The sequence below is a fragment of the Streptomyces spiroverticillatus genome (assembly GCA_014650415.1).
GTDB classification, from domain to species: domain Bacteria; phylum Actinomycetota; class Actinomycetes; order Streptomycetales; family Streptomycetaceae; genus Streptomyces; species Streptomyces spiroverticillatus.
Map to the genome: position 1 here is coordinate 611,730 of BMUX01000002.1, position 18,921 is coordinate 630,650.

17 protein-coding genes are annotated in these 18,921 nt (G+C 72.8%); 11 read left to right on the plus strand and 6 right to left on the minus strand.

Annotated features, from left to right (window positions below; all coding sequences use genetic code 11):
* Positions 1 to 45: 45 nt before the first annotated feature.
* From IE269_RS07035 to IE269_RS07045, 3 genes are all read left to right on the plus strand, one after another.
* Positions 46 to 429, plus strand: coding sequence for a hypothetical protein (locus tag IE269_RS07035; protein ID WP_189821856.1), 384 nt, complete (start codon positions 46 to 48; stop codon positions 427 to 429).
* Between the two features lie 71 nt (positions 430 to 500).
* Positions 501 to 1,199, plus strand: a complete 699-nt coding sequence (locus IE269_RS07040; protein WP_229898299.1) for a DUF3105 domain-containing protein — start codon at positions 501 to 503, stop codon at positions 1,197 to 1,199.
* An 11-nt stretch (positions 1,200 to 1,210) separates the two neighbouring features.
* Complete coding sequence (locus IE269_RS07045; RefSeq protein ID WP_189821857.1) at positions 1,211 to 1,885, plus strand: DUF305 domain-containing protein; 675 nt, start codon at positions 1,211 to 1,213, stop codon at positions 1,883 to 1,885.
* Between the two features lie 9 nt (positions 1,886 to 1,894).
* Here IE269_RS07045 and IE269_RS07050 read toward each other — a convergent pair whose 3' ends face one another.
* The 3 genes from IE269_RS07050 to IE269_RS07060 are packed head-to-tail and all read right to left on the minus strand — an operon-like array spanning position 1,895 to position 3,925.
* Positions 1,895 to 2,311, minus strand: a complete 417-nt coding sequence (locus tag IE269_RS07050) for a DUF5990 family protein (RefSeq protein WP_189821858.1) — start codon at positions 2,309 to 2,311, stop codon at positions 1,895 to 1,897.
* A 7-nt stretch (positions 2,312 to 2,318) separates the two neighbouring features.
* Positions 2,319 to 3,182 carry an alpha/beta fold hydrolase gene (locus IE269_RS07055; protein WP_189821859.1) on the minus strand — a complete coding sequence of 288 codons (864 nt, stop codon included), beginning with the start codon at positions 3,180 to 3,182 and terminating at the stop codon, positions 2,319 to 2,321.
* Positions 3,179 to 3,925, minus strand: a complete 747-nt coding sequence (locus IE269_RS07060; RefSeq protein ID WP_189821860.1) for a DUF998 domain-containing protein — start codon at positions 3,923 to 3,925, stop codon at positions 3,179 to 3,181. Before IE269_RS07060 ends, IE269_RS07055 begins: the two co-directional genes overlap by 4 nt.
* 72 nt (positions 3,926 to 3,997) lie before the next feature.
* On the opposite strand from IE269_RS07060, the gene IE269_RS07065 reads away from it, so the two are divergent.
* From IE269_RS07065 to IE269_RS07080, 4 genes are all read left to right on the plus strand, one after another.
* Positions 3,998 to 4,444, plus strand: coding sequence for a DUF6153 family protein (locus tag IE269_RS07065; RefSeq protein ID WP_189821861.1), 447 nt, complete (start codon positions 3,998 to 4,000; stop codon positions 4,442 to 4,444).
* 101 nt (positions 4,445 to 4,545) lie between these two features.
* Positions 4,546 to 6,138: a multicopper oxidase family protein gene (locus IE269_RS07070; RefSeq protein WP_189821862.1), complete on the plus strand. Its 1,593-nt coding sequence runs from the start codon at positions 4,546 to 4,548 to the stop codon at positions 6,136 to 6,138.
* A gap of 158 nt (positions 6,139 to 6,296) precedes the next feature.
* The gene (locus IE269_RS07075) at positions 6,297 to 7,271 is read left to right on the plus strand and encodes a DUF4190 domain-containing protein (protein WP_189821863.1); all 975 of its coding nucleotides are present in this window, start codon (positions 6,297 to 6,299) and stop codon (positions 7,269 to 7,271) included.
* 53 nt (positions 7,272 to 7,324) lie between these two features.
* Positions 7,325 to 9,079 carry an NAD+ synthase gene (locus tag IE269_RS07080; RefSeq protein WP_189821864.1) on the plus strand — a complete coding sequence of 585 codons (1,755 nt, stop codon included), beginning with the start codon at positions 7,325 to 7,327 and terminating at the stop codon, positions 9,077 to 9,079.
* 77 nt (positions 9,080 to 9,156) lie between these two features.
* On the opposite strand, the gene IE269_RS07085 is transcribed toward IE269_RS07080, so the two are convergent.
* Complete coding sequence (locus IE269_RS07085; protein WP_189821865.1) at positions 9,157 to 10,245, minus strand: endonuclease/exonuclease/phosphatase family protein; 1,089 nt, start codon at positions 10,243 to 10,245, stop codon at positions 9,157 to 9,159.
* A gap of 315 nt (positions 10,246 to 10,560) precedes the next feature.
* Here IE269_RS07085 and panB point away from each other — a divergent pair, with 315 nt between their 5' ends.
* The 3 genes from panB (at position 10,561) to IE269_RS07100 (ending at position 13,593) form a co-directional block, all read left to right on the plus strand.
* Positions 10,561 to 11,445 carry a 3-methyl-2-oxobutanoate hydroxymethyltransferase gene (gene panB, locus IE269_RS07090; protein ID WP_189821866.1) on the plus strand — a complete coding sequence of 295 codons (885 nt, stop codon included), beginning with the start codon at positions 10,561 to 10,563 and terminating at the stop codon, positions 11,443 to 11,445.
* Positions 11,446 to 11,731: 286 nt separating this feature from the next.
* The gene (locus IE269_RS07095; protein ID WP_189821867.1) at positions 11,732 to 12,739 is read left to right on the plus strand and encodes an ATP-binding cassette domain-containing protein; all 1,008 of its coding nucleotides are present in this window, start codon (positions 11,732 to 11,734) and stop codon (positions 12,737 to 12,739) included.
* Positions 12,736 to 13,593: an ABC transporter permease gene (locus IE269_RS07100; protein WP_189821868.1), complete on the plus strand. Its 858-nt coding sequence runs from the start codon at positions 12,736 to 12,738 to the stop codon at positions 13,591 to 13,593. Before IE269_RS07095 ends, IE269_RS07100 begins: the two co-directional genes overlap by 4 nt.
* A 7-nt stretch (positions 13,594 to 13,600) precedes the next feature.
* Here the strand turns inward: IE269_RS07100 and IE269_RS07105 are convergent, their stop codons facing one another.
* Both IE269_RS07105 and IE269_RS07110 read right to left on the minus strand, forming a co-directional pair.
* On the minus strand, positions 13,601 to 16,951 hold the full coding sequence (locus tag IE269_RS07105; protein ID WP_189821869.1) for an ATP-binding protein: 3,351 nt from the start codon (positions 16,949 to 16,951) through the stop codon (positions 13,601 to 13,603).
* 552 nt (positions 16,952 to 17,503) lie between these two features.
* On the minus strand, positions 17,504 to 18,106 hold the full coding sequence (locus IE269_RS07110) for a hypothetical protein (RefSeq protein WP_189821870.1): 603 nt from the start codon (positions 18,104 to 18,106) through the stop codon (positions 17,504 to 17,506).
* A 92-nt stretch (positions 18,107 to 18,198) separates the two neighbouring features.
* On the opposite strand from IE269_RS07110, the gene npdG reads away from it, so the two are divergent.
* On the plus strand, positions 18,199 to 18,921 hold the full coding sequence (gene npdG, locus IE269_RS07115) for an NADPH-dependent F420 reductase (protein ID WP_189821871.1): 723 nt from the start codon (positions 18,199 to 18,201) through the stop codon (positions 18,919 to 18,921).

Consider the following 18,921-nt stretch of genomic DNA (forward strand, 5'->3'; position numbering starts at 1 on the left):
GGGAAACGGGGACGCCGGGGCGAGGGGCGGTTAGCATCTCGGGCCATGGGGGCAGCGCGGCACACCCGCATCACGAGCACCGCGCGTCACGCGTGGCGCGGCGTGGCCCTGCTGTGCGCCGCCACCGCCCTGCTGGGCGCCCTGCTCGCATGCCTGAGCCCCACCGGGGCCGGCGGTGAAGGCGTTGGCCCGCACCGCGAGAGCCCTGCGGCCACTGCGTACAACTGCCCCTACGACGACAGCGGTTGCGGCGCGTTCCCGCACCTCGCGCCCGCCGTCCTGACCGCCCCGCCCCAGGACTCCGCCCCCGGCACCGCCGTGCTCGTCGTGCGGCACGCGCGCGGTGACGAGAGGCCGAGGGTGCGGCGGGCGGTCGAGGTGCGGGCCCGGGCGCCGGGGGCGCATGTGCTGGGAGTGCTGCGGAGGTAGGAGGGGTCCGTTTCCGGACGAGGTTCCTCCGTACACCCAACTCCCGGTACAGACAAGGAAGTCCAGCCGTGGTGACCACCTCCAAGTCCAGTTCAGGTTCCAACTCCGCCTCCCGCAAGGCCCGAATAGAGCAGATGCGGCGCGCCGAGAAGGCCCGCGACCGCCGCAACAAGATCATCGCGTTCGGTGTCGGCGGCGCCGTCCTCGCCGGCGTGATCGGCTTCGGGGTGTACGTCTTCACCAAGGAGTCCGACAAGAAGGAGGCCCAGGTCGCGGCGGCGAACGCCCCGATCAAGGGCGAGAAGGTCTGGGACGCGAAGAAGCTGGGCCGCACGCACGTGGCCAAGGAGGTCACGTACCCGGTGACCCCGCCGGTGGGCGGCGACCACCACCAGGCGTGGATGAACTGCCAGGGCGACGTCTACACCAAGCCCGTCCCCGACAAACACGCCGTGCACTCGCTGGAGCACGGCGCGGTCTGGGTGACGTACAACGACAAGGCCCCCAAGGGGGATGTCGAGAAGCTCGCCGCGAAGGTCAAGAAGACGCAGTACTCGCTGATGAGCCCGGTGCAGTCGCAGTCCGGGGCGATCATGCTGAGCGCGTGGGGCAAGCAGGTGACGGTCGACGGGGCGGACGACCCGCGTGTGAACCAGTTCTTCACCCGGTACGTGATGGGCAAGCAGACCCCGGAGCCGGGCGCGGCGTGCTCGAGCGGCGTGACGCTGGACGACGCGGGGAAGCCGGTGCTGGGCGGGGGCATGCAGTAGTGGGCCGTGCCATGAGTCGTACGTGGTGGCAGGCGATCGGCGCGGTGGCGTTCGCGCTCGCGGTGGTGGCCGGGACGGTGACGGTGACCCGGGCGGCGATGACGTCCTCGCCGCCCGCCCAGGCGCCCGCCGCGTCCGACGAGGGCGGTCCCGGGGTGCCCGGCGGTCCTCGGGGGGACTCGGCGGACGCCGGGTTCGCCCGGGACATGGCGGCGCACCACCAGCAGGCGGTGGAGATGTCGTTCCTGGTCAGGGACCGGACGAAGGACGCGGACGTACGGCGTCTCGCGTACGACATCGCCAACACCCAGGCGAACCAGCGGGGCATGATGCTGGGCTGGCTGGACCTGTGGGGGCTGCCGAAGACGGGCATCGCGCCGATGGCCTGGATGGGCGGTTCCGGCCCCTCCGGTCACTCCGGTCACGCGCAGGGGCCGGAGGGCCTCATGCCGGGCATGGCCACCCGGGCGCAGCTCGCCGACCTGGGCAAGGCGTCGGGCCGGGACGCCGAGGTGCGTTACCTGCGTCTGATGACCGCACACCACAAGGGCGGGGTGGAGATGGCGCGGGGGTGCGTGCGGCTGTGCACGGTGAAGGTGGAGAAGGAGCTGGCGCAGGGGATGGTGGACGCGCAGCAGGCGGAGGTGGAGCTGATGGAGGGGATGCTGAGGGAGCGGGGGCAATAGCCAGGGGCGTCAGCTCCAGGTGATGGTGGGTGGCCGTACCGCCGCGCACAGCGGCATCCCCTTGGCGTCCGTCAGGGAGATCCGGCCCTCCGCCCGGCCCCGGGCGAGGAGTTCCGCCGGGATCTCCGCGCAGAAGATCTTGGCGCGGCGGAACATCTCGAAGGTGCCGTCCGGGGCGACCTCGCCCCAGGTCAGGTAGAGGAACCGCTCCCCGGGGCGGCCGTGGACGTACGGTCCGCGGAAGTCCGGGCCGGGGAGGACGTCCAGGGTGAGGTCCCAGACGGCCTCCGGTGCGTCCCCCCGGACCGGCCCCTCGGGGTCCTTCTTGCGCTGCACGGCCACGTGGACATTCCGGAACTCGCCGCAGTCCCGGCCCGGCAGGTCGTGGCCGACGAGTCTCAGCTTCAGCTCGGTCTTGTCCGTCATGGCTTCATCACAGCACGGGGTTCTGACAACGGACCGCCTCCGCGACCCGTTCGGGGCGGTCCAGCATCAGCAGGTGTCCCGCGCCGGGGACGATCTCGAAGCGTGCGGCCAGCGTGTCGGCCAGGTCGCGCTGGAGGTCGAGCCAGTGCAGGGCGGAGAGCGTCGGGTGGCCGTCGTAGGCGGCGAGCACGGTCACCGGGAGGGAGGCGGGGAGGGGGTGTGTGGTGCGCAGGGCGAGGAGTTCGGCGGCGACCGCCCGGTAGGAGCTGTTCTCCAGCAGGGTGCCGCGCAGTACGCGCGCGGTGCGGTAGGTGCGGCGGACCAGCGGGGTGGGGGCGGGGTCGTGGGCGTGCCGGGCGCGTGAGGCCCGTACGACCGCGCGCCGCACGGCAGGACCGAGCAGTGCGGGCAGTCCGGCCGCGGCCAGCGCCGTGCCGAGCGCGCGCGTCGCCCCGGTCCGCAGGGCGGGAGCTGCGGGCACGCGCGCGCTCGGCTCGGCGCTGGAGTCCACCAGGACGACACCGGCCGCCCGCTCCGGGTGCAGCCGCGCGAACGCCTCCGCGTGGAATCCGGCGATGGAGTGCCCGACGACAGTGACGGGGTTACGGAGTTCCAGCGCGTCCAGCAGCGCCACGATCCGGTGCGCCTCCCCCGCCGCCGTCGGCGGCACCGGTGCCGGGCCCGACAGCCCGTGTCCGGGCCGGTCGAAGCGCACCACCGTGCGGTGCGGCGTGAGCAGCGGCACGACGGGTTCCCAGTCGTACCAGCTCATCGCGAGCCCCGCACTCAGTACGCACACCGGGCCGCTGCCCTCCACCAGCACATGGTGGGGCACCCCCGCGATCCGCACGAACTCTCCCTCGACCGTCATGGGGACAGCTTCTCGCGCCGCACCGAGTACGCGAGAACCGCCAGCCAGATCGCCACCAGCAGCACCTGGAGCCGCTGCCCGGCACCCAGCGCCCAGGTGCCCCGGCCGGCCTGGAAGAGGGCGACGGAGGTCAACGTCCAGGCGGTCGCGGCCAGGACGAGTCCGGCCAGCAGCGGTCCGCTTCGCAGCAGTGGTGTCCAGTGCCGGTACCTGCGGGCGGCAACGGTGAGCGCGACGACGCCGGAGAGCGCGCCCAGCATCGCCAGGCTGCTGCTCCAGGCGTGCGCCGCGTGGGTGGCGGGGACGAGCCCAGCGGTCTCGCGCGCGGCGCACTCCGGGTCGATGGTCGGCGCGCAGCTCAGCGGCAGCCGGGAGTCGGCGACGGTGGCCGCGCCGAAGAGGGCGAGGCCCGCCCAGCCGGTGACGAGCCAGGGGCGGCGCGGAGTGCGCAGCAGGGCCCAGAGCGCGCCGAGGAACAGGAGCGTGCCGGCCACCAGGTCGGTGGCGCGGAAGAGGCCGCCCAACGGCTGGTCGGCGGCGGCCAGTTCGCTGACGTACGTGTTGATGGGGTTCAGGCCCGTCCACACGAGGACCTCGACCACCCACGCGGTGTACGCGGCCGCGCCGAGGCCGAGGAGGAGCGAGACGGGGCGGGAGGAGTCGGAGGGCGGGGGCGTGGAGCCGGAGGGGACGGGGGTGGGGTCGGGAAGCGGGGGCGCAGAGTTGACGTCGAATCTGGACATAGTGGGATAGATGCTAATTCGTGGGGCCACCCTCCTCCGGGACGCATACCCGGCAGGGGTAAGGTGCGGGGCATGACGGCGAGGCGCGGACGAGGCACGTGGGGCGGGCGGCTGCTGCTGCTCACCGCGCTCCTGTTCGGCATCGTCACGATGCACACGCTGGGGCACCCGGCCCAGGAGCACGAGGACACGGCCTCCGTGACGGTGTCTCACCAGGAGGCTCCCGCACCCCCGCACGCGGCCCACCGCAAAGAGGCGCCGGCGAGCACCCTTGCGCCCGCCCTCGCCAGCACCCTTGCGACGACTACCGAGCCCCCCTTGCACGGCATGGACCCCATGTCCGTCTGCCTCGCCGTGCTCACGGTGTGGAACATCGCGCTCCTGTGCACGCTCGCACTGTCGCGACGGCCGCAAGGGTGGGCCGAACCGGTGCGCGACAGTGGCCTGTTGCGCTCCCTGTGGCCCCATCCCCCGCCCCTGCGCGTGGCGCTCGCCCGACTGTCGGTCCTGCGGATCTAGAAGCGGCCCCCTCCCCCGCTTCCTTCGTCCGCCGCTCCCGCATGCCCGCACGGCTGCACGGGAGACGGACCCACACCGACAGACACACGAGGTTTTCCGTCATGCGTACGCATCACACGCGCCGTTCCGTGCTGGGCGCGGGCATCGCCGCCGCCGGTGCCGGTTTCCTGACCGCCTGTTCGTCCGGCGACGCCACCGGGCACGCGGGCCAGAACCACACCACACCCACCCCGCCCCGGGGCTACGTCTCCCCGTACGACAAGGAGGTCGCCGCCGCCGAGGCCAAGCGCGGCAACGGCCCCACCCGCAGCGTGAAGCTCACCGCCACGCCCGCCCCGCTCGACCTGGGCGGCGGTGTCACCGTGAAGTCCTGGGCGTACGGGGACGCCCTGCCCGGCAAGGAGGTGCGGGTGACGGCGGGCGACACCCTCGCGCTCACCCTCGCCAACCACCTCCCCGCCGCCACCTCCCTGCACTGGCACGGTCTCGCCCTGCGCAACGACATGGACGGCGTGCCGGGGCTCACGCAGAAGGACATCGCACCGGGGGCGGAGTTCACGTACCGCTTCAAGGTGCCGCACCCGGGGACGTACTGGTTCCACCCGCACTCGGGCGTCCAGCAGGACCGGGGGCTGTACGCGCCGCTGATCGTGGAGGACCCGAAGGAGCCGCTGAAGTACGACCGGGAGTGGGTCGTGGTGCTGGACGACTGGGTGGACGGGGTGGAGGGCTCCACCCCGGACGCCGTGCTGGCCGAGCTGAGCAAGGGCATGGGCGGCATGGACCACGGAGGCGGCTCAGGCAGGGGTCACGAGGGGCACGGCATGTCCGCGCCGACGACTCCACCGAAGGGCACCGGTCCCTCCCGCATGATGATGGGCGCCACCAGTGACCTGCTGGGCGCGGACGCGGGCGACGTCGCCTACCCGCACTACCTCGTCAACGGGCGCGTCCCGGCCGATCCCTCGACGTACCGGGCCAGGCCCGGCGAGCGGATCCGGCTGCGGATCGTCAACGCGGGCGGCGACAGTGCCTTCCGCGTCGCGCTCGGCGGGCACCGGATGACGGTGACGCACACCGACGGCTTCCCGGTCGAGCACGCCGAGACGGACGCGCTGCTGCTGGGGATGGGCGAGCGGTACGACGTGCTGGTGACCGCGAAGGACGGGGTGTTCCCGCTGACGGCGGTCGCGGAGGGCAAGAAGGCGTCGGGGCTCGCCCTGCTGCGGACCGGCGGCGGGGCCGCACCCTCCGCCGACGTACGGCCCAAGGAACTGACCGGGAAGCTGGTGACAGCCGATCGGCTGCGGGCGGCCGCGTCGGCGGCCCTGCCGTCGCGCGCACCGGACCGGACGATCCGGCTCCGGATGACCGGCGGGATGATGAAGTACGACTGGGCCTTCGACGGGAAGCCGTACTCGCCGGACCAGCGGCACCCGGTGCGGGCGGGCGAGCGGGTGCGGCTCGACGTCACCAACGCGACGACGATGTGGCACCCGGTGCACCTGCACGGGCACACCTTCGCGCTGGGGGCCGCAGCGGGAGGCGCCCGCAAGGACACCGCGATCGTGCTGCCGAACGGGCGGCTGACCGTGGACTTCGACGCCGACAATCCGGGCCTGTGGATGGTGCACTGCCACAACGTGTACCACGCGGAGGCCGGGATGATGACGGTGCTGGGCTACCGGCGCTGAGCGGGCACGCGTGACGCCGGGGCGGGGCCGCGAGAGGGCCGAGCGCCCCCGCCCCGGCGGTCCAGAAATCCTGTAAGGAAGATGTGAAGGCGCTGTTAGTCTCGACGGACACCCGCGAAGTCGAACTCGCATTCGCCCTGCCCTCCGAGGACCCGCGCATGAGCCAGCCCCCCTCCCCCTTCGAGCCGAACCCCTGGGCCCCGCCGCAGGACGGGAGCGCGGAGCAGCAGACCGGGACCGGCGCGCCGCCGCCCCCGCCGCCCGCGCCGGGCCAGGGGTTCGGGAACGGGCCCCAGACCCCGTTCCCGTACGGCTACCCGCCGCAGCCCGAGGCCCCGAAGAACGGCATGGGCGTCACCGCCCTCGTCCTCGGCATCGTCGGCCTCGTGCTCGGCCTGGCGATCGTGGTGTTCTGGCTGAGCTGGCTGCCGGCGGTCCTGGCCGTGATCTTCGGGGCCGTCGCCCTGGGCCACGTCAAGAAGGGCATCGCCGACAACAAGGGCATGGCGCTGACCGGCATGATCATGGGCATGGTCGGTGTGCTCCTCGCAGTGGGCGGCGGCATCTTCACGATGACGACCCTCCGGGACAGCGTCCGGGAGTACGAGGACCAGGTGCTGGAGGTGGAGGCCAGCGAGTCCCCCGAGCCCAAGAGCCCCGAGCTCACCGAGGCGGAGAAGAAGCTCGCCGAACTGGAGGCGTCCCGTTCGGCCGAGGCCGACGCCGAGGCCGACGCCGCGAAGCCCAAGGCGTTCGGCACCACCTACACGTTCCCCGACGGCGTCTCGGTCAAGGTCGACAAGCCCGTTCCGTACACCGCGAGCTCCACGGCCTCGGGCCACACCAAGGGCTACCGGACGTACACGGTGAAGATCACCATGACGAACGGCTCGAAGGAGAAGTTCGACTCGCTGTACGCGATCCCGCGCTTCAAGGACGCCGACGAGGCCGAGGTCCAGAAGGTTTTCGACGGCGACGTCCCCACCTCCTTCCGGGGGTCCCTGCGCCCGGGCAAGACCAAGACCGCGGTGTACGCCTACGACCTGCCGCCCGAGGCGGCCGGGACCACGTTCGTGGAGCTGTCGCCGGGAGTCGGCTGGCCCGACGCGGTCTGGTCCGGCCCGACCAAGTGACCCAGGAGCTCTTCCCGGGACATCGCGTCAAGTAGACGATTAGAGTGGCGTTCGTGCCTCAACTACGCCTCGCCCTCAGCCAGATCGACTCCACCGTCGGCGATCTCACCGGCAACGCCGAGGCCGTCGTCCACTGGACCCGGCACGCCGTCGAGCAGGGCGCGCACCTGGTCGCCTTCCCGGAGATGGTCCTCACCGGGTATCCGGTGGAGGACCTCGCGCTGCGCTCCTCGTTCGTGGAGGCGTCCCGGGAGGCCGTGCGCGCGCTCGCGGCGCGGCTGAAGGAGGAGGGGTTCGGGGACGTCCCAGTGGTCGTCGGGTACCTGGACCGCTCCGAACGGGCCGCCCGGTACGGCCAGCCCGCCGGGGCGCCGCAGAACGCCGCGGCCGTGCTGCACGGGGGCGAGGTGGCGCTGTCCTTCGCCAAGCACCACCTCCCCAACTACGGGGTCTTCGACGAGTTCCGGTACTTCGTGCCGGGCGAGACGCTGCCGGTGGTGCGGGTGCACGGCGTGGACGTCGCCCTCGCGATCTGCGAGGACCTCTGGCAGGACGGCGGCCGGGTGCCCGCCGCGCGCACCGCGGGGGCCGGACTGCTGCTGTCCATCAACGCGTCTCCGTACGAGGTGGACAAGGACGACACCCGCCTCGACCTGGTGCGCAGGCGGGCCCGTGAGGCGGGCTGCACGACCGCGTACGTCGCGATGATCGGCTGCCAGGACGAGCTGGTCTACGACGGCGACTCGATCGTCTGCGACAAGGACGGCGAGGTGATCGCCCGCGCCCCGCAGTTCAGCGAGGGCTGCATGCTGCTCGACCTGGACCTGCCCGCCGCCTCCCCCGACCCGGTCACCGGGGTCGTGGACGACGGGCTGCGGGTGGACCGCGTGGTGCTCGGGGCGCAGCCGCTCGCTCCGTACGACGCCGAGCTGGACGGGGGCTACGCGGAGCGCCTGGAGGACACCGAGGAGATCTACACGGCGCTGGTGGTGGGCCTGCGCGCGTACCTCGCGAAGAACGGTTTCCGCTCGGTCCTGATCGGCCTCTCCGGCGGCATCGACTCCGCCCTCGTCGCGGCGATCGCCTGCGACGCGGTGGGCGCGCAGCACGTGTACGGGGTCTCCATGCCGTCGAAGTACAGCTCCGAGCACTCCAGGGGCGACGCCGCCGAGCTGGCCCGCCGGACCGGGCTGAACTTCCGCACCGTCGAGATCGCCCCGATGTTCGACGCGTACATGGCGGCGCTGGGCCTGACCGGGCTCGCCGAGGAGAACCTCCAGTCCCGGCTGCGCGGCACCACCCTGATGGCGCTCTCCAACCAGGAGGGCCACCTCGTCCTCGCCCCCGGCAACAAGTCCGAGCTGGCGGTGGGCTATTCCACCCTCTACGGCGACTCGGTGGGCGCGTACGGCCCGATCAAGGACGTCTACAAGACCTGGATCTTCACGCTCGCCCGCTGGCGCAACAAGGCCGCCGAGGAACGCGGCCAGACCCCGCCGATCCCCGAGAACTCGATCTCCAAGCCGCCGAGCGCGGAGCTGCGCCCCGGCCAGGTCGACACCGACTCGCTGCCCGACTACGACGTCCTCGACAAGATCCTCCAGCTGTACGTCGACCGGGACCAGGGCCTGGAGGCGATCGTCGCGGAGGGCTTCGAGCGGGAGCTGGTCGCGAAGACGCTGCGGATGGTCGACACGGCGGAGTACAAGCGCCGCCAATACCCGCCGGGCACCAAGATCTCGCCCAAGGGCTTCGGCAAGGACCGCCGTCTGCCGGTCACCAACGGGTGGCGCGAGGGAGCACAGTAAGTACTGCGGCAGGGAAGCGAAAGGGGCCGCCCGCGTTCCGCGCGGGCGGCCCCTTCCTCGTACGTACGGCTGGAAGGCTAGAACTTCACCCGTGCCGCGATCGGCAGGTGGTCGCTCGCGGTGCGCGGCAGCGTCCAGGAGGACATCGGCTCGACGCCCTTGACCATGATCTGGTCGATGCGGGCCATCGGGAACGCGGCCGGCCAGCTGAAGCCGAAGCCGTCGCCCGCCGCGCCCTGGGTGGAGCGCATCTGGGCGGTGATGCCGTTGAGGGCGCGGTCGTTCATGGTGCCGTTGAGGTCGCCGAGCAGGACCACGCGCTTGAGCGGCTCGCGGGCGATGGCCTCGCCGAGGGCGTCCGCGCTGGCGTCGCGCTGACCTGCGGTGAAGCCCGCGTTGAGCTTGACCCGCACCGACGGCATATGGGCGACGTACACCGCGATCTCGCCCTTGGGGGCGGCGACCGTGGCGCGCAGGGCGCGGGCCCAGCCGAGCCGGATGTCGACCTTGCGGACGTCGGTGAGGGGGTACTTGCTCCACAGGCCGACCGTGCCCTGCACCGTGTGGTGCTTGTACGAGGCGGCGGCCATGGCCTTCTCGTACCCGGCGAGGTTGTCGCCCGCGATCTCCTCCAGGGCCACGACGTCGGCGCCGGACGCCGCGAGGGTGGCGACGGTGCCGGCGGGGTCGTTGTTCTCGGCGTTCACGTTGTGGGTGGCGACGGTGAGGTCGCCGCCCGGCGTCGACTTGTCGGTGTACAGGCCCGCGAAGAGGTTGAGCCAGACCACCGCCGGAAGGATCAGCACGACCAGCGCCAGCGCGGAGCGGCGCATCAGGGCCAGGATCAGCAGCAGCGGGATGCCGAGGCCGAGCCAGGGCAGGAAGGTCTCGGTGAGGCTGCCGAGGTTGCCGACGGTGTTGGGGATCTCCGCGTGGAAGACCATGACGACGGCGAGCAGCAGGGCGACCACGGCGAGGAAGACGCCGCGCCGCCAGATGCGGGGGTCGCCGCGCCAGCCGTCTGCGAAGCGGCGCAGGGGCGAGCGGGGGGCGCTGCGGGTTTCGGGGGTGCTGCTGGTTCCGCGATTCGCAGAGGGCTCAGAGGGCTCGGAGGGACCGGGCTCCGGTCCGTGGTTACCGGTGTCCGGCCTGTACGCCTGCGCCATTCCGCTGTCCTCACTGCCTTGCCCGCTTGCCTTGCTCGTACGCCGTCCCCGCCCCGCCCTTGACCCTAGGCGATAGCCGGGACGCATCGTCGCCGCCATCCGTGGCGGGCGTACTGCGGGAAGGACGAGAGGGCCCGGTGGGCAGTTCCTCGGACCGGCCTCGAACGCCGGGCTGTGACGAAACGCGCATAAAAGGGCAGGTGGGGAGGGTCTTGTGACCGCGCACTTCCCGCGAGGCGGCACGGGATGCCACCATGGACGCGGTCCGGAGACGCCGTAAGGGCGCTTCGAGATGACGAAGGAGCCGTACCAGCCATGACGCTTCAGGCTGCCCAAAACACTGCGCCCGAGGGGCGCACCCCCGCGCAGGCCGACCCCAAGGCCCTCTACGGCGGGACCGGCACGCGCCGGATCACCGTCCACCAGATCGCCGCCGCCAAGCAGCGCGGCGAGAAGTGGCCCATGCTCACCGCGTACGACGCCATGACGGCGTCCGTGTTCGACGAGGCCGGGGTGCCGGTGCTGCTCGTCGGCGACTCGATGGGCAACTGCCACCTCGGGTACGAGACGACCGTGCCGGTCACCATGGACGAGATGGCCTTCCTTTCGGCCGCCGTCGTCCGCGGGACCCAGCGCGCGATGGTCGTCGCCGACCTGCCGTTCGGGTCGTACCAGGAAGGGCCCGTGCAGGCCCTGCGCAACGCCACCCGGCTGATCAAGGAGTCCGGGGTCGGCGCGGTCAAGCTGGAGGGCGGCGAGCGGTCGCTGCCGCAGACCGAGCTGCTGGTCGCCTCCGGCATCCCGGTGATGTCGCATCTCGGGCTCACCCCGCAGTCGGTGAACACCCTCGGCTACCGGGTGCAGGGGCGCGGGGACGAGGCCGCGCACCAGCTGCTGCGGGACGCGAAGGCCGCGGAGAACGCGGGCGCGTTCGCGCTGGTGCTGGAGCTGGTCCCGGCGGAGCTGGCGGCCGAGGTCACCCGGAGCCTGTCGATCCCGACGATCGGGATCGGCGCGGGGCCCGACACGGACGCGCAGGTGCTCGTGTACACCGACATGGTGGGGCTGACCGGGGGCAAGGTGCCGCGCTTCACGAAGCAGTACGCGAACCTGCGCCAGACGCTGGGCGACGCCGCGAAGGCGTTCGCGGAGGAGGTCGCGGGCGGGAGCTTCCCGCGTGAGGAGCACACGTTCCACTAGGGCGTGGGGCGGGCGGGGTTTCTGTGCGGGTGCGTTGTGGCTGGTCGCGCAGTTCCCCGCGCCCCTGATGGCATGCCCTTCGGGCAGCCATCCCCCGCCCGCCCGCGCGTCAACACATCAAGCCACTGTCGCGCAGACGACGGCCCACCGCCTTCCCCCTCGGTGGGCCGTCGGCGTGTGCGGGGGTGGTTTCTGGCTGTGGTTTGTCGGTGGGTTGTCGGTGGGGTGCGGGGGTTGTCCACAGGCTGTCGGTCGGTTGTCAGTGGGGGGTGCTCCACTGTGGGACATGACGCGACACGACAGCACACCACACGCCATCGAGGTCCGGGGCCTCGTCAAGCACTACGGCGAGACCAAAGCCCTGGACGGGGTCGATCTCAACGTCCGTGAGGGCACCGTCCTCGGAGTCCTGGGGCCGAACGGAGCGGGCAAGACGACGCTCGTACGGTGCCTGTCCACCCTGATCCGGCCGGACGCGGGGACGGCGACCGTCGCCGGGTACGACGTGGTCCGCCAGCCCCGCCAGCTGCGCCGCACCATAGGGCTGACCGGCCAGTACGCCTCCGTCGACGAGAAGCTCTCCGGCTGGGAGAACCTCTACATGATCGGCCGGCTGCTGGACCTGCCCCGGAAGGATGCCCGGCGCAGGTCGGACGACCTGCTGGAGCGGTTCTCGCTCACCGAGGCCGCCAAGAAGCCCGCCGCACAGTATTCGGGCGGCATGCGGCGGCGGCTCGACCTCGCGGCGTCCATGATCGGGCAGCCGGCTGTTCTGTATCTGGACGAGCCGACCACGGGTCTGGACCCGCGCACGCGGAACGAGGTGTGGGGCGAGGTCCAGCGGATGGTCGGCGAGGGCGTCACCGTGCTGCTCACCACCCAGTACATGGAGGAGGCCGAGCAGCTCGCGAGCGAGCTGACCGTGATCGACCGGGGGCGGGTCGTCGCGGAGGGCAGGATCCACGAGCTGAAGGCGAAGGTCGGCGGGCGGACCCTCCAGATCCGGCCGTCGGACCCGACGCAGCTGTCCGCGATGGCGGACGCCGTCCGCCGGGCGGGCCTCGACGGGGTGGCCGGCGCCCAGATGGTGCCCGAGGAGGGCCTGCTGTACGTGCCGATCCTCAGCGACGAGCAACTGACGTCCGTGGTGGGCCTGTTGGGTGCGCAGGGCTTCGCGATCGCCGACATCGGCACCCATCTGCCCAGCCTGGACGAGGTGTTCCTGGCGATCACCGGCGAGAAGAGCAGCGAGAGCGACGTGCTCCGCGACATGAAGGAAGAGGTAGCGGCATGAGTACGGCCACCCTGACGAAGCCCGGTGCCGGGCAGAGCGGCCCCACGCGGCCCGCCGTGGCCGAGGACGCGGAGGGCCGGATCGGCCTGCGCGCCAATCTGCGGCACATCGGCGCGCTCGCCCGGCGCAACACGCTCCAGATCAAGCAGGACCCGGAGTCGATGTTCGATGTGCTGTTCATGCCCATCGTCTTCACGCTGCTGTTCACGTTCGTCTTCGGCGGCGCGATGATGGGCAAGGGCAACCAGAGCGAGTACGTCAGCTATCTCGTGCCCGGCCTGATGGCCATGATGGGCATGAACGTGTCGATGTCGGTGGGCACCGGGGTCAACGAGGACTTCCAGAAGGGGGTCATGGACCGGTTCCGGACGATGCCCATCGCCCGTTCCTCGGTCCTCATCGCGAAGATCGTCGTCGAGGTCGGCCGCATGATGGTGGCCTTCACGATCCTGCTGGTCGTCGGCCTCATCCTGGGCATGACGATCGGTACGTCCTGGCTGCACGTGCTGGCGGCGGTCGGCCTCTCACTGCTGTTCGGCGCCTCGCTGATGTGGATCTTCATCCTGATCGGACTCACCGTGAAGACGGCCCAGGCCGTGCAGGGCATGGCGATGATCGTGCTGATGCCGCTCCAGTTCGGCTCGTCGATCTTCACTCCGACGTCGACGATGCCGGGCTGGCTGGAGACCTTCACCAACTACAACCCGCTGTCCAACCTCGCGGACGCCGCCCGCGGCCTCTTCCGGGGCGACATCCCGATCGCCCACGACGTGTGGATGGTGCTGGCCTGGTCGGCGGCGATCACGCTGGCGACCGCACCGCTGGCGATCCGCAAGTTCCGCGACAAGACCTGACGGGCGCTCAAGGTCCCGAGCCCCCGTTCTCTTCCTTCCGATACTCGTCGCGTCGCGCATACACCAGGGCGGTGGCCTCCTCCAGGGGAAGGCCGCCGCCCTCGGCGTACGCCCGCGCGTAGGCGTCGTCGTCCAGGAGGGTGCGGGTCAGGCGGACGGCGGTGTCCCGGGCGTGGGACTCCTGCCCGTTCACGAAGTGCCCGTCGGGGAGGTGTTTCTCGTACGCACCCAGCAGGCGGCCCGCGTCCACGGCCAGGGAGGCGCGCCGGTCCGGGTCGGACTCCATCGTCGCCAGTCCGGCCAGGGTTCCCGCCGCGGTCATCAGGTGCACCGCGGGCATCTGCGGGGCGACCATCAGGGAGAGCTGCGAGTGGGACCGCTCCAGGGCGTACCCGACCAGGCCGATGGCCTCCTCGTACGACTCCTCCTGGTTGGCGACCCAGGCGAGCAGACCGAGCGAGAAACCGTCGAAGATCATCAGGTTGCCGTTGTCGAAGTTGTTGCGCAGCAGGGCGAGTTGCTCGCGGGCCTCGGCCAGGCGGCCGGTGCGGCCGAGGCGAACGCCCAGGTAGAGGTGGGCGGCCGGGCGGACCTCGACGCGCTGGCTCTCGGTGTCTGCGAGGACCGCCCGCAGGATGTCCTCGCCCTCGTCGCCCTCGTCGAGTTCGATGAGCGCGCCGGCCAGCCGCACCCGCAGCAGCAGGGTCTGCGAGCGGGCGTCGAGCCGCTGGGTGTGGACGATGGCGTCCCGGTAGGCGTCGGCCGCCGCCGCGTACTCCCCGGTCCGCTCGTACGCCTCGCCGCGCGCGGAGAGGGATTCGGCGGCGCCCCAGGAGTCGCCGAGCCGCTCGAAGATGGCCAGGGACTCGTCGGCGTCGCGGCGGGCGTCGCCGACCCAGGCGGTGTGGTTGGCGAAGATGTTGGCGCGCATCTCCAGGGCGCCGGCCAGTTCCCACTCGTAACCGAAGTCGCGGCAGGCCTGGACGGTCGTGTTGATGGCGTCGCGCAGCGCATCGCTGCTCTCGCTGGTCATCAGCAGGGCCATGACCCACATGGAGCCGGGGACCCGGCAGGTCTGCGGCAGTCCGGGCCGGTAGGTGGCGACGACCCGGTTCAGCCAGTCCTTGGCGTCGTCGGTGAACCACACGTCCAGGTCGTGGTTCATGCTGATCAGGTTGAGCAGCCGGACGCCGCGCCGGGCCTCCTGGAGGACTTCGGGGCTCAGCGGCGGGGGCGCGTCGGTGCACTGCTCGTGCACCGGGGGTGCGGGCTCGACGGGACCCGCGAACGGGTCCGGACCCAGCTCCATGGCGGCGGAGGTCCAGTGCCGCTGGTCGGCGCGCAGGTCGCGGACGTGCCAGAACCAGGACATGGCGTGCACCAGCACCAGCGCCTCCTGCTCGTCCTCGGCGGCGACGGTGCGGCGCAGGGCGGTGCGCAGGTTCTCGTACTCGCTCTCGAAGCGGGCGATGGAGCGCAGTTGCTCGCGTCCGCGCATCAACGTGTCGCCCGTGCGGGCCAGTTCGCGGTAGTGGACGAGGTGGCGGCGCTCGACGGCCGCCTGCTCGCCGGACTCGGCGAGGCGCTCGGCGGCGTACTCCGAGACGGTCTCCAGGAGCCGGTAGCGCATCTCGCCGTCCGGCTCGGCGGGGGCGGCGACGACGAGGGACTTGTCGACCAGCGAACCCAGCAGCTCCAGGGCGTCGGGCCCGCAGACGGCCTCGGCGGCGGCCAGGTCGCAGCCGCCGGAGAACGTCGACAGGGCGCTCAGCACCGCACGTTCCGGCTCGTCGAGGAGGTCCCACGACCAGTCCACGACGGCGCGCAGCGTCTGCTGGCGCGGCAGTACGGTCCGGGCTCCCGCGGTGAGCAGCCGGAAGCGGTCGTCCAGCCGGTCCGCGATCTGACGTGGCGTCAGCATACGCAGGCGGGCGGCGGCCAGCTCGATGGCGAGCGGCAGCCCGTCCAGGCGGCGGCAGATCTCGGCGGCGGCCGCCGGGTCGTCGTCGGTACGGAACCCGGGCCGGGCGGCGGCCCCGCGCTCGGCGAACAGCCGCAGCGCGACGGGCTCCGGCAGCGGGTCGACCGGACGCACCAACTCCCCCGGCACACCCAGGGGTTCACGGCTCGTCGCCAGGACGGTGAGGCCGGGACAGTGCGCGAGGAGGTGGTCGACCAGGCGGGCGGCGGCGTCCAGCAGGTGCTCGCAGTTGTCGAGCAGCAGGAGCATGCGGCGGTGCCCGCAGTGCTCGACCAGCCGCACGAGGGGGTCGTCGGCGTGCCGGTCGGAGGCCCGGATGCTCTCCGCACCGGCACCGCGCAGGAGGGTCTCGCGGGCACCGAGCGCGGTGATCGCGGCGTCCGGCACGGCGTCGGGGTCGTCGACGGGGGCCAGTTCGACCAGCCAGGTGCCGTCGGGCCAGGGGGTGGTGCCGGTGCGTTCGGCCGCCTCCTGCGAGAGGCGGGTCTTGCCCGCGCCGCCGGGGCCCAGCAGGGTCACCAGACGGGCGCGGGTCAGGTCCTCGCGGATCACCTCGATGTCCGCCTCGCGGCCGACGAAGGAGGTCAGGCGGGCGCGGAGGTTGCCGGTGGGGGCGGGGGCGGGGGCGGCTGGTTGCACGGGCGGGGTGTCCAGCAACTCGCCGTGCAGGGCGCGGAGTTCGGCGGACGGGTCGATACCGAGGCGGTCGGCCAGCTCCCTGCGTACGGTCTCGTACGCGTCCAGCGCCTCGGCGGTGCGGCCCGTCGCGTGCAGGGCGCGCAGCCGCAGGACCTGGAGGGGCTCGTCCAGGGGGTGCTCGGCGCACAGGGCGGTCAGCTCCGGGAGCGCCTCCTGGGCGCGGCCCAGCGGGAGGGACGCGGCGAGGCGGGCGCGGCGGGCGTCCAGGCGGCGGGCGTCCCAGCGGGCGGCGTCGGCGGTGCGGGCGGGCAGGTCGGCGAGGGCGGGGCCGCTCGTGCCCTGCCACAGGGCGAGGGCGTCGTCGAGGAGGGCGACGGCCTTCGCGGCATCTCCCTCGGCGAGGGCGCGGACGCCTTCCGCGGTGAGCCGCTCGAAGCGGTGCAGGTCGACGTCGTCGGGGTCGGCGACCAGGGCGTACCCGCCGTGCAGGGAGGCGACGGCGTCCCGGCCCAGCGCGCGGCGCAGGCGGGCGATCAGGGCCTGGGCGGCGGCGGGGGCGTCGGCGGGCGGGGCGTCGGACTCGCCCCACACCTCGTCCACGAGCACCGGCACCGGGACGGGGCGGCCGGGGCGCAGCGCGAGTGCGGTGAGCGTTGCGCGCAGGCGGGGGCCGCCGAGGGAGACGGGGGTGCCGTCGTCGCGGAGGGCTCGGGCGGGGCCGAGGATCTGGTAGCGCACCGGGCCATTGTCCCTGGGGTCCGCCCGTCCCGGGGGCGGGGTCCTCCGGGCGCCCCCCCCCGCCCCGCCTTCCGATGCCGGGGGTCCTGCCCCCTTCCCCTAGCCCCCTTGGGCGGCGGGGCCGCCCCCCGGGGGCGGGACGGGCGGGCAAGGGGGCGGCCCGCCCGATCCGGGCCCACCCCGGCACCGGCCCCTGCCCGCACCTTCCGTGCCGGACACGCGCAGCCACAGGGCCCTCGGGGCGCCTCCCGGTACCGGGCGTCTGAAGCCCCGGCCCGCCGGGCCAAGGAGGCCCCAGCCCCGCCCCTTCACCTAAAGCGCTCGCCGCGCGGCTGGGTGGGTGGCTGGGCGCGCAGTTCCCCGCGCCCCTGAAGGGGCACGGCAGGAGCGCGCCCGGCACAGGACGTCGCGCCCGCGCGGCGGAGCCGTACAGCGGAACTGCCTCGCGCCCCCAACGGGGCGCGCCCCCGCGGCGGAGCCGCACAGCGGAACAGCCCCGCGCCCCTAACCGGGCGCGACCGCGCGGCGCAGACCCGCCCCCCTGACAGGCCGTCACCAGCGTTCCGGGCCCGGGCCCAGGAGGCCGTCCAGGAGGCGCCAGAGGCGGCCCTTGCCGGGGGTGGACCGGAGGATGTTCTCGCCCGCGGCCGCGCTCACCAGGTGCTGGGCCGTGTCCAGGTCCACCTCCCCGTCCGGCGGGACGGACAGCAACTCGTGGGCGAGGGAGGGGATTTCCGTGTCCGAGGGCGAGCCGGAGAGGGCCAGGACGGTCGTGCCCGCGCGGCGGACGTCGTTGACGCGTTCCAGCAGGTCCGCGTCCGGGCCCGTCGGCCCCGACACCACCAGCAGCGTCTCGCCCCGGCCCGCCGCCGCCAGCCGCCCCAGGCCCACCGAGAGGTGCGCCGGGTCGTGCGGGCCGACCTCGTGGCGTACGAGCGTGGGGGCCAGGGTCGGCAGGCCGGACCAGGCGGCCTCGTCCATCAGGTGGGCGGCCAGGTGCCAGGGTTCGTACGCCTTCGTGCCGACCAGCAGGAGGCCGCCGCTGCCCGGCGGCGAGACCGAGGCGCGCAGCACTCCGGCGAAGCGTCCCGTGGCGCCCAGCCACTCCGTACCGGCCAGGACCTCTCGCAGCAGTGCGACCCTCACGGCATCCATGCGCGCGATCCTCGCCGCCCGGCGCGCGTCCCGTACGGGAGAAGGCCCCGGCTCACCCGGACGAGCGGCCTACCTGCAAGTAGGGTCGGGCCATGACTTCCACTTCAGACACCCCCCAGCCCGAGGCCCCGAAGAAGCCCGTCAAGGACCCGTGGGACCTGCCCGACGTCTCCGGACTCGTCGTCGGCGTCCTCGGCGGCACCGGCGACCAGGGGCGCGGCCTCGCCTACCGGCTCGCTCGGGCCGGGCAGAAGGTCATCATCGGTTCGCGGGCGGCGGAGCGGGCGCAGGCCGCCGCCGAAGAGCTGGGGCTCGGCGTCGAGGGCGCCGACAACGCCGAGTGCGCTCGGCGCAGTGACATCGTGATCGTCGCCGTGCCGTGGGACGGGCACGCCAAGACGCTCGAATCCCTGCGGGAGGAGCTGGCGGGCAAGCTCGTCGTCGACTGCGTCAACCCGCTCGGCTTCGACAAGAAGGGTGCGTACGCGCTGAAGCCGGAGGAGGGCAGCGCCGCCGAGCAGGCCGCCGCCCTGCTGCCCGACTCGCGGGTCACCGCCGCCTTCCACCACCTGTCCGCCGTACTGCTCCAGGACCCGGCGGTCGAGGAGATCGACACCGACGTGATGGTGCTGGGCGAGGCGCGCGCCGACACCGACCTGGTGCAGGCGCTGGCCGGCCGCATCCCCGGCATGCGCGGCATCTTCGCGGGCCGCCTGCGCAATGCCCACCAGGTGGAGTCGCTGGTCGCCAACCTGATCTCGGTCAACCGCCGCTACAAGGCGCACGCCGGTCTGCGCGTGACCGACGTGTCGTGA

Excerpts from the sequence above, each read along its gene's own strand:
- IE269_RS07100 (WP_189821868.1), top strand. The coding sequence starts at position 12,736 with ATGAGTACGGCCACCCTGACGAAGCCCGGTGCCGGGCAGAGCGGCCCC.
- IE269_RS07065 (WP_189821861.1), top strand. The coding sequence starts at position 3,998 with ATGACGGCGAGGCGCGGACGAGGCACGTGGGGCGGGCGGCTGCTGCTG.
- IE269_RS07085 (WP_189821865.1), bottom strand. The coding sequence starts at position 10,245 with ATGGCGCAGGCGTACAGGCCGGACACCGGTAACCACGGACCGGAGCCC.
- IE269_RS07075 (WP_189821863.1), top strand. The coding sequence starts at position 6,297 with ATGAGCCAGCCCCCCTCCCCCTTCGAGCCGAACCCCTGGGCCCCGCCG.
- IE269_RS07060 (WP_189821860.1), bottom strand. The coding sequence starts at position 3,925 with ATGTCCAGATTCGACGTCAACTCTGCGCCCCCGCTTCCCGACCCCACC.
- IE269_RS07035 (WP_189821856.1), top strand. The coding sequence starts at position 46 with ATGGGGGCAGCGCGGCACACCCGCATCACGAGCACCGCGCGTCACGCG.
- IE269_RS07095 (WP_189821867.1), top strand. The coding sequence starts at position 11,732 with ATGACGCGACACGACAGCACACCACACGCCATCGAGGTCCGGGGCCTC.
- IE269_RS07050 (WP_189821858.1), bottom strand. The coding sequence starts at position 2,311 with ATGACGGACAAGACCGAGCTGAAGCTGAGACTCGTCGGCCACGACCTG.
- npdG (WP_189821871.1), top strand. The coding sequence starts at position 18,199 with ATGACTTCCACTTCAGACACCCCCCAGCCCGAGGCCCCGAAGAAGCCC.
- IE269_RS07070 (WP_189821862.1), top strand. The coding sequence starts at position 4,546 with ATGCGTACGCATCACACGCGCCGTTCCGTGCTGGGCGCGGGCATCGCC.
- IE269_RS07110 (WP_189821870.1), bottom strand. The coding sequence starts at position 18,106 with ATGGATGCCGTGAGGGTCGCACTGCTGCGAGAGGTCCTGGCCGGTACG.
- IE269_RS07055 (WP_189821859.1), bottom strand. The coding sequence starts at position 3,182 with ATGACGGTCGAGGGAGAGTTCGTGCGGATCGCGGGGGTGCCCCACCAT.
- IE269_RS07045 (WP_189821857.1), top strand. The coding sequence starts at position 1,211 with ATGAGTCGTACGTGGTGGCAGGCGATCGGCGCGGTGGCGTTCGCGCTC.
- panB (WP_189821866.1), top strand. The coding sequence starts at position 10,561 with ATGACGCTTCAGGCTGCCCAAAACACTGCGCCCGAGGGGCGCACCCCC.